This is a genomic window from uncultured Parabacteroides sp. (assembly GCF_905196875.1).
Classification (GTDB): domain Bacteria; phylum Bacteroidota; class Bacteroidia; order Bacteroidales; family Tannerellaceae; genus Parabacteroides.
This window is the reverse complement of the sequence record NZ_CAJJWO010000023.1, coordinates 16143-31518: the sequence shown is the minus strand read 5'-3', so window position 1 is coordinate 31518 and position 15376 is coordinate 16143. Positions and strand designations below refer to the sequence as shown.

Sequence of the window (15376 nt, the reverse complement as noted above, 5' to 3'; positions counted from 1 at the left end):
ATTTTTAAATCTCACAATAATGAAAATCAAAGCGAATAACGCAAACAGTCCGATCTGGAAGGACGTTTATTCACATTCGATGCTCCCAGAAGCACTCCAGCCCTTACACGAAATTGCTACCAATCTTTGGTGGGTATGGAATCATGACGGAGCTAAATTATTTGGAAAAATCGACAAAGACCTATGGGTTTCCACAGAAGGAAATCCGGTTCTTCTACTCCAAAGCTTATCATACAAACGTATTGAGGAGATTCAGGCAGACAAAGTTCTGATGGCTGAAATCCAGGAAGTTTATGCAAGCTTCAGAAAATATGTAGACGCTAAACCCGACACAACAAAACCTTCTGTAGCCTATTTCAGTATGGAATATGGTCTGACTAATATCCTGAAGATCTATTCAGGAGGTCTGGGTGTTCTGGCCGGCGACTATCTGAAAGAAGCCAGCGACAGTAATATCGACCTGACAGCAGTCGGTTTCTTGTATCGTTACGGATACTTCACCCAATCACTGTCAATGGATGGACAGCAGATCGCAAACTACGAACCGCAAAACTTCAACGCATTGCCTCTCACCCAGGTTATGCAGTCTAACGGCGAACCGATGGTATTGGAAGTTCCTTACCCAGGCAGAACCGTATATGCTCATATCTGGAAGGTAAGCGTGGGCCGTGTGCCTTTATACCTGATGGATACTGACATTCCTCAGAACAGCGAATGGGACCGTTCGATCACTCACCAGTTATATGGTGGCGACTGGGAAAACCGTATGAAACAGGAATACCTGTTAGGTATCGGTGGTATCATGATGCTCAACAAACTTGGTATCAAAAAACAAATTTACCATTGTAACGAAGGCCATGCAGCATTGATAAATGCTCAACGCCTGGTTGACTTCATTCAGAACGACGGACTAACCTTTAACCAAGCATTAGAAGTTGTACGTGCGTCTGCCCTTTATACAGTACATACGCCGGTTCCCGCAGGACATGACTATTTTGACGAAGGCCTGTTCGGTCGTTACATGGGTGAATTCCCCGGCAAGCTGGGTATCAGCTGGCAGGAATTTATCGATATGGGACGCGAAAACCCGGGTTCAAACGAAAAGTTCTCTATGAGTGTATTCGCTCTGAACACTTGCCAGGAAGCAAACGGCGTAAGCTGGTTGCACGGTAAAGTATCACAAAAGATGTTCGCTCCGGTATGGAAAGGTTATTTCCCCGATGAACTTCATGTTAGCTGGGTTACCAACGGTGTACACATGCCTACATGGGCTTCTACCGAATGGAAACGTTTCTTCCACGAACACTTTGACAAGAAGTTCTTCGCCGACCAGTCAAACAAAAAATACTGGGAAGCTATTCAGAATATAGGCGACGATGATATCTGGGATATCCGCAAAACATTAAAGAAGAAGCTGATCGAATATATCAAAGTTCAGTACAAACAGAACTGGCTGAAAAACCAGGGCGATCCATCAAAGGTAGTATCTGTTCTTGAAAAGATCAACCCGAACGCATTGTTGATCGGTTTCGGACGTCGTTTCGCGACTTACAAACGTGCTCACTTGTTGTTCACTGACCTTGACCGCCTGGCTAAGATCGTAAACAATGAAAAATATCCGATCCAGTTCGTATTTACAGGAAAAGCTCACCCGGCAGACGGTGGTGGCCAGGGATTGATCAAACATATCGTTGAAATCTCACGCCGTCCGGAATTCCTGGGAAAGATCATCTTCCTCGAAAACTACGACATGCGTCTGGCGCGTCACCTGATCGCAGGTGTCGATGTTTGGTTGAACACTCCGACACGTCCGTTGGAAGCTTCCGGTACATCCGGCGAAAAAGCTGAAATGAACGGTGTATTGAACTTCTCTGTTCTTGACGGATGGTGGTATGAAGGTTATAAAGAAGGTGCAGGTTGGGCATTGACCGACAAACGTACTTACGAAAACCAACAGTACCAGGATCAACTGGATGCTGCAACAATCTATCATATCCTGGAAACAGAGATCATCCCGACTTACTATGCTAAAAACAGTAAAGGATACTCTCCGGAATGGATTCAGTGCATCAAGAACTCTATGTCACAGATCGCTCCTGACTATACGATGAAACGTATGTTGGACGACTATATTGACCGTTTCTATAATAAACTGGCTACCCGTTCGGCCCATCTGCGCGAAAGCAGTTTTGCCGAAGCCAAAGCTATCGCAGCATGGAAAGAAGAAGTTGCCCAGCATTGGGATAGCTTCCAGGTAGATTCATTTACTTGTAGCCAGGACTTGGCTGTCGACAGCCCTGTTGTTGGTAAGGAATATTCATTCAACCTGGTGATCGATCGTAAAGATCTTCAGGGAATGTTAGGTGCTGAAGTGGTTGTAACCAAAGAAAATTCAGAAAATCACCAGCTTGAATTAGTTTACACAAAACAGTTCGAGTTGAAGAAAGAAGAAGGATCTAAACTGTTCTTCGAATTGAAAACAACTCCGAGTGAAGCAGGTATTCACAAGATGGGCTTCCGTATTTACCCTGTAAATAAAGAATTACCTCATCGTATGGACTTCGCATACATTCGCTGGATCCAGTTATAAGAAATAATTCTATAACAGATATAAAAAGGATGTTCCAAAAATGGAACATCCTTTTTTGTTTAAATCAATATCCCGGATTCTGTGTCAGGTTACCGTTCAATAATAAAATATTTTCAGGTATAGGAAAAACGGTCGTATATCCATTCTCTTCATCCGGCAATTGCGGACGACTACTATACGAACGAGTAAACAGGCCAAAACGGACCAAATCCTGGCGCCTCCATCCTTCCCAGGCAAACTCAAGCTGGCGTTCTGCCAGCAAATTATGCAGAGTAGCCCTCCTGTCAGGCATTCCCACACGTGAACGAACTTGATTCAATTCCGCATCACCATTCTCTCCGTTACGTACTTTTGCTTCACTTTTCATCAACAAAACATCGGCATAACGAAACAAAACAATATCGTTATCCGACAGTTTACCATCCTTAGTGCCTGTTTTATCGATCGCATATTTCTTCATACGGGCACCAGCCACCTTTTCGGAAGCTCTTCCCGACACATCGAGATCCACCTCCCAGGGCAAATAAACCAAGATATCCCCGTTATCCAGCCGGATGGTATCGCCATTCAGGTCAAGCATGATACCGGCAAAATAACATTTATCGAAACGCGCATCTACCGAATCCGTATCATAGCCGAAAGTACGAAGTGCCTCGATAGTCGCAGAGGAACCGTTTTCACCCGATAGCCCATACGCCTTGGCATGGTTATAATGGCGGGAACGAAACAGATATTGCATCTGGTTAGTGTAAAAATTCTTATCCATTGGAATGGTAAATATATTCTCTACCGATGTTTCATTGAACACAGAAAAGTTATTTTCATAATCAGGGGATAGCTGATAACCTTGTATAGTAATGGAATCGCAGTATGCCATTACTGTTTGCCAGGCATTCAAGCGTTGATCGCCCACCTCAAAGAACAGGCTCTTTCCATCCGGACGGCTACCGCTTGTCCAGTTGTTATTCGTATAAACCTCCGCATTCAACGCCAATTTTGCCAACAAGAAATAAGCCACCGGACGGGTCATACGACCGTAATAGTCGCCCAAGCGGTTACTCCGCTCCATACTTAGAAACGGTAACGACTCTTGCAACTCCTTCACGACAAATTCAAAGACTTCTGCACGGGTACTCTGCTTCACCTCCTTCATCGGGGTGGAAGAAGACAATACCAGCGGAACACGTCCGAACAGATCGACCAGATAGTAATAATACATCGCCCGGAAAGCCCTGACCTCAGCCATATAAGCCGGAATATATTTATTGTTTGTCTGCTTGTAAAACTCATCCAGACGTTCCAGCGATTTGTTACTCAACACGATCACCTTATACAAATATTCCCAGGTCGCCCGTATCGCATCGCTGTTGACACCCCATTTATGCAGGAACAACCCTTGCCAGAAACCACCGTCATACCAGTCGCCGCCGCGGGTAGGTAGGATCGCTTCGTCGGTAGTAAAAGTATTCAGGTCGTAGACTCCCCGGTAAGTACCTTGTAATCCCTGACTGTCAGCGAAACCTCCGACATAATTATAAAGAGTAGCCACCGTATTCAGATAAGCCGAGGTGGCATTATCATAAGCATCTTCCTCCGATATCTGATCCCGCGGGTTCTCTTCCAGGAACTTACTGCATGACAAAAACGTACAGACACCTAATATACCGGATAGTAAAACTAACTTTTTCATCATAATAAACCATTAAAATTGGAAACTCAGACCGACAGTATAAGAACGGTAAACCGGATAATTCCGCTTATCGTCTATTCCCAGAGTATTATTTACAATATAACTGTTAATCATAGGCGTAAGGCCGGAATATCCGGTAATTGTCGCCAGATTGTTGACTGAACACGACAAGCGCAGGTTCCGCACATATTTCTTCCATTTACCCAGCGGGACATTCCACCCGACAGTCAGGTAATCGAAGTTGATATAATCGCCTTTTTCCAGCCAGTAGTCTGTTGCCGTCTGATCCTGGATATTCTGTTCTGGTGCTCCTTTCATCACGTTGTAATCGGGAAAACTATTCATATTCATATAGGTAAGAGCTGTACCATTATAAATCTTATGGCCGAAAGCACCATTTATCTGTAAAGAAATATCGAAGTATTTATACCGGAAACTGATATTCGACCCCAGCATTGTTTTAGGAGTAGCTTGCCCGGCTATATAACGGTCTTCCCCATCTTCAATATTCACACCACCACCATTCAGGTCGGCTATTTCATATTTATAACCACCATTTTCCATCTGTGTCAACCCGGTACAATGAGGAAGATAAAAAACACCCAACGGTTGTCCTACCACCTGATAGACAATATGATTATATCCCCCGTGGAAACCTGCCCCGTTCAAGTCGGAGATACTGGTATATTGGGGAGCCGACATTTGTTCTCCCTTATAAACTCCACTCAGGGAAAGCAATTTGTTCTGCTGGAAGGTCACATTGACATTTACACTCAGCTCCAGGTCTTTTGTTTGTAAAGGAGTAACCCCGAACCCCAGTTCGACACCACTGTTACGCATAGCTCCCAGATTTGCCAACAATTTATTATAAGCAAAGGGCGGAACGCTCACATCATACAGGTAAAGCATATCACTCGTCTTCGAATTATAATAATCAACAGTCATCAACAGCCGGTTACGGAAAAAGCCGACATCTATACCTGCATTCACCGTACGCTTCACCTCCCACTTTAAATCAGGATTAGCGTTTCGTATAACCCCCATCGTCACGGTCGGGGTTCCTCCGACAGAAACAACCCCGTTAGGTTTAACCAACTGAAGGGAGTTATAAGAGTCGATAGCATCCTGGTTACCGGATAAACCGTAACCGGCACGTATCTTCAGGTTATTCAGAAACGTAAATTGCTTCATAAGCGCCTCTTCACTCACCACCCAGGCAGCCGAAACGGAAGGAAAGAATCCCCATTTATTATTTTTCCCGACCTTCGACGAAGCATCCGCACGGGCATTGACCGTTGCCACATAACGCCCGGCATAAACATAATTCACACGTCCCAGGAAAGAACTCAGTCGGGGATCTTCATAATACGAATTGGTACCTTCCCACAAACGAACCGCACCTGCCTGCAGGTTATTATAACCGAATTTATCCGTCGAGAAATTCGTTACCGTCGTATAAAAGCCGGTTAGGATATTCTTCTGTGCCTCTGCCAGCCCAAGCGCATCCAGTTGATGCTTACCCCAACTGTTGGAGTAACTCAACATGATATTCCCCAATATATCTTCCATCTTCCTTTCTCCTTTATAGGCCTGCCCATGCGCCCATACCGTAGTAGGCAGATATTGGGAATTGTCTATTACATTATAAGTATAGGAGCCGAATGCCGAAAACTTAAGATATTTATTCAGGTTGACCGTAAACTTCAAATGCGTATTAAAATGAGCATTCGAATCGTCATCCTTCACCTCCAGCCAGGCTAGTGGATTGGTGATCTGGCTGGCATTGGTTACCCCGTTCCATCCTCCGGTCTGTTCATCCCGGTGATTGGGGAATGTCGGGTTGAACGCCGCCGCCGAATAAAACGTCTTTTGAATATCATTCAGGTAACTGTTCTTTTGTAGAGAACCAAATACTCCCATATCGATCTTCAGCCTGTCGTTGAAAGCCTTCTGGGAAATATCCAGTTTAACGGTAAAATTCTGGAAATCATTTGTCCGAACCACCCCGTCACGATCCATAACACCCAGGGATGCACGGTAATTGGAAGTCTCCGAACCACCGCCCAAAGCGATATGGTGATTCTGTACGATCCCTGTACGAGTAATCTCATCCGGGAAATTCGTATTATATCCCAGATCGAGTATATCGATATTGCGGTCCGCCGCCACTACCCGGAAATCATCCCCCGACAACATCTTCATATTCTTATAGACAGCCTCAACCCCGAAACTACCGTCATAACTGATACTGAACGCACCGCCTTTCCCTTTCTTCGTCGCCACCTCGATCACCCCCGAAGCACCACGCGAACCATACTGCGCTGTTTCGGAAGCATCTTTCAGGATAGTAAAACTCTCTATATCCGCCGGATAAATGGCACTAAGCGTATTCAGGTCGGAAGAAACCCCGTCGATAATGACCAACGGATCGTTACCACCTGTCAGTGAAGTTGTCCCCCTCACCCGGACGGAACTCAAAGCAGCCGCCCTGTTGGCTCCCGTAGAAATACTGACACCCGCTGCCTGCCCGCTCAGAGCATTCAGTGAACTGGATACAAAGCCCTTATTCATACGTTTCTCGGAAACCTTATCGATTGAACCGGAAATAGTCCGCTGGCTACCAGTAGCATACCCGATAGCCATCTCATCATCCATTATCACACTGTCGGGAACAGTCGTCCGGAACGTATCCGGTAATAACGGAGCGATCTGCGCCTGAGCCGTAAACCGGCAACCAAGAAACAACAGGAAAGTGAAGGTGATTACCCCCCTTAAACAGGTATTAAATGAATTAGTCATATTACAACTGATTTAAGATTAAAAGACCCCTTATGATAAAAACGCCGGAACAGCAATGATTGTTCATTTATATCCACAATTTGTTCGCTCTCCTTCTATCGTCTACGCAACGTGTCATTTGTAGAAGAAGGAATAGCGATTAGCATTTAGTGATAATTAATAATAGGAGCCGATAAATTATTTACGGAAATATTTCTTTATTCGCCAATACATTGTACCTTTGTCCACGTTAAAAACAGGAAGTATTTTTATAAGTAATAACATATAAAACTTATTATTATGTCTAAAGTAACAGTTGTTGGCGCCGGTAATGTAGGTGCTACTTGCGCAAATGTTCTTGCCTTCAATGAAGTGGCAGACGAAGTTGTAATGCTTGATGTTAAGGAAGGTGTTTCCGAAGGTAAAGCAATGGATATGATGCAGACAGCTCAGCTGCTGGGTTTTGATACAACAGTTGTAGGTTGCACTAACGACTATGCTCAAACTGCAAATTCTGATGTTGTAGTTATCACTTCAGGTATTCCTCGTAAACCGGGTATGACTCGTGAAGAGTTGATCGGTGTTAACGCTGGTATCGTTAAAAGTGTAGCTCAAAACACCCTGAAATATTCTCCGAATGCAATTATCGTAGTTATCTCTAACCCGATGGATACAATGACTTACCTGTCATTGAAATCTCTGGGTCTGCCGAAAAACCGTATCATCGGTATGGGTGGTGCACTGGATAGCTCACGTTTCAAATATTTCTTGTCTCAGGCGCTGGGATGCAATGCTAATGAAGTAGAAGGTATGGTAATCGGTGGTCACGGTGATACTACAATGATTCCGTTGGCTCGTCTGGCTACTTACAAAGGTATCCCTGTCAGCAAATTGTTGAGCGCTGAAAAGCTGCAGGAAGTGGTTGCTTCTACTATGGTTGGTGGTGCTACACTGACTAAACTGCTGGGTACTTCTGCATGGTATGCACCGGGTGCAGCAGGAGCCTATGTAGTAGAATCTATCCTTCACGACCAGAAGAAGATGATTCCTTCTTGCGTAGCCTTGGAAGGCGAATACGGACAGTCAGACATCTGTATCGGTGTTCCGGCTATCATCGGCCGCAACGGTGTTGAAAAGATCGTTGAACTGGAACTGACTGCTGAAGAAAAAGAATTGTTCGCTAAGAGCGCTGCTGCTGTTAAGAGCACAAACGAAGCATTGAAAGAAGTTGGTGCCTTATAAGCAGGTAAACGACTGAAATAAACAAAAAAAGAGGATTCCGGGTGGAATTCTCTTTTTTTGTTTATAACAATTTCTATCTTTACATGCCTAAGACAAGCCAGTATTATATTATGCATGAAAAATCCATACATAGCGAAACTATAAATAAGCTTCGTGAAGGTTCTCACGAAGCTTTTGATACATTATATAATGTATACGCAGATTCCCTGTACGGGTTTGCCTTATTACATACCAAGTCGGTTGTACAAGCAGAAGATATTGTTCAGGAGACTTTCCTTAAATTGTGGAGCATGAGGGCTTCCCTATCTGTGGAAGGATCTTTCAAATCCATGTTGTTCACCATTGCAAAAAATCATGTGATCGATATTTTCCGCCAACAAATAAACCGGCCGAATTTCGAAGATTACATTTCTTTCTGTGAAGATGAAAACTTGCTCGATAATACCTCCGTCGAGAAAATATATTACGACGATTTTCTGGAAAAGTTGGCGATTGCCAAACAAAAGCTTACTCCTGCCCAACGGAATATCTTCGAACTCAGCCGTGAAGAAGGAATGAGTAACGCTGAAATAGCAGCAGCCTCAAACCTGTCGGAGCAGACAGTAAAGAATCATTTATCCGCCGCACTAAAGATACTGCGCACCGAATTACGCAAATACAACTTCATCTTTGCCCTTTTTATTTAAGTCCGAACAAATATGTTTTACAACACATCAAAATAGGTGGTACTATTTTGATGCTATTACGTGTAACTATAAACGATGACAAAAATATGACTGATTCATTCAACAAATTATATTCTCAATTCCTAAATGGAAATACCGATCGGGAAAGATTCAAAGACTTCAAAGAGTCTTTGAATCGACTTCCGGATACCGAACTATCCCAAAAGATGGAAAAATTCTGGTTGGAAAATGAGAACTATCCGGCTATGGATATACAGCATAAACAAAATATCCACAAAAAACTTCACGAGCAAATAATGCCTCAACAGAAGAAAACGTTTATGTACTGGCGTCATATTGCTGCGACCGTCGCAGTGATCGCATTACTATCCGTAACAGTCTGGAACATATCCGTTATGCAAAAAAAGGACTCGGATGATCCCTTCCTGGCTGAAGTTCCGGCAGGAAACAAAGTACAATTAACATTACCGGATAAAAGCTCCGTCAAATTAAATTCGGAAAGTACCCTGTCATATACCTATCAAAACGGAAAACGTGTCGTCAAACTGGCAGGGGAAGCCTATTTTCATGTCTCAAAAGATAAGGAACATCCTTTTGTCGTACAAACGGGAGATTTAAACATAGAAGTACTGGGGACCAGCTTCAACGTTTGTCTCGACAACGACAATAATTCGATCGAAACATCCCTGATAGAAGGGTCTATCCGTCTTTATGATTCGAAATATCCTTCCGAAACATTCATATTAAAACCCAACCAGAAAGCAATCTATTCCGGCAACCGGAAAATCAGCCTTTACAATACGGATAATGTAAAAGAAACGGCCTGGACACGCGACCACCTGGTTTTCGAATCAGAAAAGCTCAGCTCCGTATTCCATAAAATAGAGCGATGGTATGGTGTAAATATTGAATTGAAATGTCCGGAAATAGCCAACGACCGTATTTCCGGTTCCTTCAAGAACGAACAATTGCCTTATGTAATGGAGGCTTTGAAAATTCAATACGGATTCAATTATGAAATAACAGGAAACAAAGTAGTAATCAATAAGTCTAATAAATAAAAAAAATAAGTAAGCCTATGAAATGAAGTATTTATCTATCAACAGAGTATGTATTAATATTAAATATCAACTTAAATCTAATTTAAAGTAATCATGAAGCAAGTGTTTTGGAGTATTGTACTCCTATTCTTCTGTTCAACAATGTATGCGCAGGACATTTCGCAAAAAATATCAATGAATCTGCAGAATGTCACGCTGAAAGAGTTCTTTAATAAAATAGAAGCTCAATCTTCTTTATCCGTTGTTTACCGGGATATTATCCTGAGTGAAAATCCGAATATTGTAGTTTCAGTAACAGACCGTCCTTTACAGGAGGTCCTGAATCTAGTACTGGAAAAACAAGGTCTTTCTTACAAAATCAGTAACAAGACAATCGTAATCGTCAAAGCTCCGGCTAAAGCTTCCGGCAAACAAGCGGAAAAAACAATTACCGGGGTTGTACTGGACGAAACAGGTATACCTGTGATTGGTGCCAATGTTGTTGTAAAAGGCACGACCAATGGAACAATAACCGATATCGACGGTAATTTCACCCTTAACACAGCATCCGGAGAATCATTACTGATCTCTTACATCGGTTACCTTCCCGTAGAAGTTAAGGTATCGAACGCCAGCAAAATAGATGTTTTGCTGAAAGAGGATGCGCAGGGACTGGACGAAGTGGTTGTTGTCGGTTATGGTACCGTTAAGAAAAGAGACCTGACCGGAGCTGTCGCCTCTGTCAATGCCGCCAAGATCACGGCTGTTCCGACTACCACTGCTGCCGAAGCGCTGCAAGGACGTATCCCGGGCGTCGTAGTATCCAACTCCAACTGGTCGCCGGGGGCAACTCCCAGTGTAATGATCCGTGGTAAACGTTCTATTAAAGCCAGCAACGACCCATTGTATGTAATCGACGGTGTGCCCGTTACCGGTGGCATGGGAGAGATCAGCCCTTCGGATATCGAGTCCATGGAAGTATTGAAAGATGCCTCCGCAACAGCCATCTATGGAGCCCGTGGTGCTAACGGTGTTATCCTGATCAGTACCAAACAAGGCAAATCCGGCAAAACCCAAATTGACTACAACGGCTATGTGGGCGCACAAACCATCCTGAACCAGTTGGAATTATGGGATGGCGGAGAATATGCGGAATACACTCGTGAAGCTTATCGCAACACAGCAAACTCTGCGATACGATACAATTCGGATGTAGCTTCCAGAGATCAGGACCTGGTTTGTCCGGGATTCACACGTGACGCGTCTATCATGGAATCTGTAATGATGGGTTGGGGCGACAATGGCGTTTATGATCCGTCCCGGGTACGTACTACGCATTATATGGATAACGTAACCCGTACCGGTATGGTGACCGACCATCAGCTGAGTATCCGCGGTGGCGGCGAACGGACCAACTTCCTGGCTTCTGCTACTTACAATAATAATAACGGTATTTTTAAAGATGAAGATTATGAACGTTACTCTATTCGTTTGAACCTGAATCATGAGATCAACAAGTATGTAAAGATCGGGGCACAGACACAATATTCACACGCTACTCAACAACGCGGTTCCGGACTTGCCAGTGGTTGGCGTTTAAGCCCCCTGGCCCAGTTGTGGGATGACAAGGGAGAGCTTATCCCGCTACCTGGTTCTTACAATGTATATAATACGATGATGGATCTCGTTCCTGGAGCAGTAGACCGTCCGTTGAAAACGACCCGCTATCTGGGTAGCTATTTCCTGGATATCAAATTACCTGTCGACGGTTTGAAATTCCGTTCGAACTTAGGTATCGACTCACGTACCGTACAAGATTACGAATTCAGATCAGCAAAAACAAGTAACCGGGGTATGGGTACTTCCTACGCTAAAAATGCCGTAGACAAGTATACGATGTTTACATTGGAAAATATGCTTTTCTATGATAAGACCTTTAACGATAAACACACATTGGGTGTAACCTTATTGCAATCGATCCAGGAAGATAAAAAGGAAAATGTCAATGTCGCTATGGAAAACCTGCCGTCGGATAATCTTAAATATTACGATTTAGGATCAGGATTGGTGACCAACACGATCGGTAGCTCGATGGTTAAATGGAATATGGCATCGTTCATGGGACGTATCAATTATAACTATTTAGGACGGTATCTGTTAACTGTATCTGCCCGTTACGACGGTTCTTCCCGTTTGGCAGACGGACACAAATGGGTTCTTTTCCCTTCCGCCGCCCTGGCATGGCGTATTAACGAAGAGTCTTTCATGGCTAATACATCCGGTTGGCTGGATAACCTGAAACTGCGACTCGGCTTTGGTAAGACCGGCAACTCGGCTGTAGATCCTTACCAGACAAAAGGCCGTTTGACATTGATCCGGTATCCGTTTGACAACGGCGCTTCGGAAACAATCGGTTATGCCCCCAATATCATGGCAAACAGTTTGCTGACATGGGAAACGACCGACCAGTGGAACCTCGGTTTGGATTTCGGAATTTTGAAAGGACGTGTCAACGGTACGATCGATCTATATATGCAGAACACACACGATCTGCTGCTGGAACGCCAGTTGCCGGTTGTTTCCGGCTTCCCAAACGTGCTGTCAAACGTGGGCAAGACCCGTAATAAAGGTATAGAAGTTTCTATTAATACAATGAATATTAATACGAAAGACTTCCAGTGGAGCACGGATTTGATGCTATCCTCAAACAAAGAAGAAATCGTCGAATTATACAACGGTAAAAATGATGATATAGGAAGTAAATGGTTCATCGGCCAGCCGGTCAATGTACATTATGATTACAAAAAGGTTGGAATCTGGCAGAACACCGAAGCCGACCTGGCAGAAATGGCTAAATTTGCAGCCAACGGTACCGACTTTGTTCCGGGAGATATCAAAATCGAGGATGTGAACGGTGACCATAAGATTACGGATGCCGATAAGCAGATACTTGGAAATCCGCGTCCGAAACTGATTGCCAGTATGGTAAATACCTTTAATTATAAGAATTTCGACCTGTCGGTCTTTTTATATGCCAGTATGGGAGCCATGCTGTATAACGATATTTATGCAGTGGAACATTGCGGCCGTAACGGTGGTGTAAAAGTAGATTATTGGACACCGAATAATCCGACAAACGCTTATCCTCGTCCCAGTATCGATGAAGAACGTCCGATCTATATTACATCCACTTATTATGAAAAGGCCGATTACCTGCGTGTAAAAACAATGACACTGGGATATACATTGCCCAAAAATCTTACCAAGAAGTTCATGGTAGAAAAGCTACGCGTATACTTTACCGCCCAGAATCCGTTTATTTTTACCAATTACACAGGTATCGATCCGGAAGCAGCCAAGGTGGACGACTCCGGTAATCCTAAAACAGACGGTAGCGGCTTCGGTACTCCGAGTGTAAGTTCCTGGGTATTTGGTATAAACATGACTTTGTAATTTTAACCTTATAAATAAAGAATGAAAATGAAATCTATATATTACTATATGCTGGCAGGCTTGACACTCTCTACGTCAGGTTGCAGCAGTTGGTTAAGTGAAGATGATGCTCCGGTAATGTCGTACGACTATTACGAAACGGAAGCCGGAGTAAATGCAGCCATTACGGCCGCGTACGGCTTTCTTCGCTGGGGAGTCGGAGGTGAACGTTTTGATGTCCTGACCGAACATGGTACGGACCTGTTCACGGAAGGGGAAGACGGTAGTCACCGCGAATCATATAACAAGTATGCGACACAGCTGAATCCGGATGACGGTATTTTATATGAGATGTGGGAGAACCACTATAAAGGGATCAGTGATGCCAATATCGCCATGCAGAAAATTCTGGATTCACAGGATTTGCTTGAAAATGTGAAATCGCAGAGTTACGCAGAAATGCAGTTCATCCGTGCTTACCTTTATTTCGACCTGGTACAACAGTTCGGACGCATACCGCTGGTGACTGAAGGTAGTTTCGATATCCGTACGAATTTCAAACGTGCTCCGATAGCCGACATATATAATCTAATTATAAGCGATTTACGCAACGCCGCAGAAAATCTGCCGGTAAAAGTTGCGACCAAAGGACGTGCCACCTGCTATTCTGCCGCACATTTATTGTCGAAGGTTTATCTGACCAGGGGCAGTGCTATCAACGACCAGCGCGGCCAGCAAACAACAGACATGGACAGTACGTTATATTATGCTGAAAAAGTGATCAATAGCGGAGCCTTTTCCCTTCAGGAAAACTTCTCTTCCCTGTGGGATATCAGTAACCAGGGAAATTCGGAAGTCGTATTTGCCGTACAGTTCACGACAGAACCGATGTTTAACGGCGATGGAAACAAACAGCATCTATTCTGGCTGTCCTGGTATGAAGACCAGCCAGGCATGTTGCGTGATATTGCAAACGGCCGTCCGTATCGTCGCCATGTAGCAACGAAGAAAACGATGGACAACTTGTTCGACCGTCTGCACGATTCACGTTTTTACAAAAGTTTTAAATGGGTATATTATGCCAATAACGTAAACACGCTGCCCGTATGGGGACCGCTGTCGTATGATGGTACTGTTTATTTCAACCCGGACCCATCCAAAGGACAGATCGACGGCAAACTGAAGTTCCAGCATGGTGATACGGCTATCTATTACACAATGGAAAAGACCGGATTCGAATCCAACAGCGATAACATGCGTAAATTCCGTGCCAACTATACTTATTCTTACTTCCCCCGTGAAATGCATTCGATCCGTTATTTCCCGTCATTGGTCAAATATCTGGACCCGAACCGTCCTTCTGTTTCGGAAGAAAAGGGTTCACGCGAATGGGTTCGTATGCGTCTGGCTGAAACATATCTATTGGCAGCCGAAGCAGCAGGCCGCAAAGGCGAGTTCGATAAAGCTGCCGAATACATCAATGTGATCCGTAAACGTGCCGCATGGGCTGAAGGAGAACAGAAAGAACAGCAAATCTGGCTTTTCGAAGGAGGCGCAAACGATACTAAAAGTACTTATGAGGAGCTGAAAGTTACGGTGGCAGACCTGAAAGACGATTTTATCACATTCATCCTCAACGAACGGGGACGCGAATTGCTGGGAGAAACAAATCGTTGGGAAGATCTGGTTCGTTGCGAATTATTGTATGATTGGGTGAAGAAATATAATCCGGAAGCTATTCATATAAAACCATATCACAAACTTCGTCCGATCCCGCAGAAACATATCGACCGCCTGAACCCAGTCGGAGAGATCAGTGAAGAGCAGAATGAAGGTTACTATTAATAAGATCATTTAATTAAATATTAAACTTACAATTCATTTATCATGAAAAAAGGATTCATCTATTTAGCTCTGA

At 43.9% G+C, this 15376-nt stretch carries 8 protein-coding genes; 6 read left to right on the top strand and 2 right to left on the bottom strand.

What is annotated here, in order from left to right:
* Nucleotides 1–19 precede the first annotated feature (19 nt).
* Nucleotides 20–2590: an alpha-glucan family phosphorylase gene (glgP, locus tag QZ076_RS09920; protein WP_293712944.1), complete on the top strand. Its 2571-nt coding sequence runs from the start codon at nt 20–22 to the stop codon at nt 2588–2590.
* A gap of 64 nt (nt 2591–2654) precedes the next feature.
* Here the strand turns inward: glgP and QZ076_RS09915 are convergent, their stop codons facing one another.
* Complete coding sequence (locus QZ076_RS09915) at nt 2655–4280, bottom strand: RagB/SusD family nutrient uptake outer membrane protein (protein WP_293713026.1); 1626 nt, start codon at nt 4278–4280, stop codon at nt 2655–2657.
* 12 nt (nt 4281–4292) lie between these two features.
* Nucleotides 4293–7079, bottom strand: a complete 2787-nt coding sequence (locus QZ076_RS09910; protein WP_293712942.1) for a SusC/RagA family TonB-linked outer membrane protein — start codon at nt 7077–7079, stop codon at nt 4293–4295.
* A 279-nt stretch (nt 7080–7358) separates the two neighbouring features.
* On the opposite strand from QZ076_RS09910, the gene mdh reads away from it, so the two are divergent.
* The 5 genes from mdh (at nt 7359) to QZ076_RS09885 (ending at nt 15303) form a co-directional block, all read left to right on the top strand.
* Nucleotides 7359–8300, top strand: a complete 942-nt coding sequence (gene mdh / locus QZ076_RS09905) for a malate dehydrogenase (RefSeq protein ID WP_293712940.1) — start codon at nt 7359–7361, stop codon at nt 8298–8300.
* Nucleotides 8301–8383: 83 nt separating this feature from the next.
* Nucleotides 8384–8986, top strand: coding sequence for an RNA polymerase sigma-70 factor (locus QZ076_RS09900; RefSeq protein ID WP_293712938.1), 603 nt, complete (start codon nt 8384–8386; stop codon nt 8984–8986).
* A gap of 86 nt (nt 8987–9072) precedes the next feature.
* The gene (locus tag QZ076_RS09895; protein WP_293712936.1) at nt 9073–10047 is read left to right on the top strand and encodes a FecR domain-containing protein; all 975 of its coding nucleotides are present in this window, start codon (nt 9073–9075) and stop codon (nt 10045–10047) included.
* A 93-nt stretch (nt 10048–10140) separates the two neighbouring features.
* A complete protein-coding gene (locus QZ076_RS09890) occupies nt 10141–13479 on the top strand; it encodes a TonB-dependent receptor (RefSeq protein ID WP_293712934.1) in 3339 nt (1112 codons plus the stop codon).
* Nucleotides 13480–13500: 21 nt separating this feature from the next.
* A complete protein-coding gene (locus QZ076_RS09885; protein WP_293712932.1) occupies nt 13501–15303 on the top strand; it encodes a RagB/SusD family nutrient uptake outer membrane protein in 1803 nt (600 codons plus the stop codon).
* Nucleotides 15304–15376: the final 73 nt, after the last annotated feature.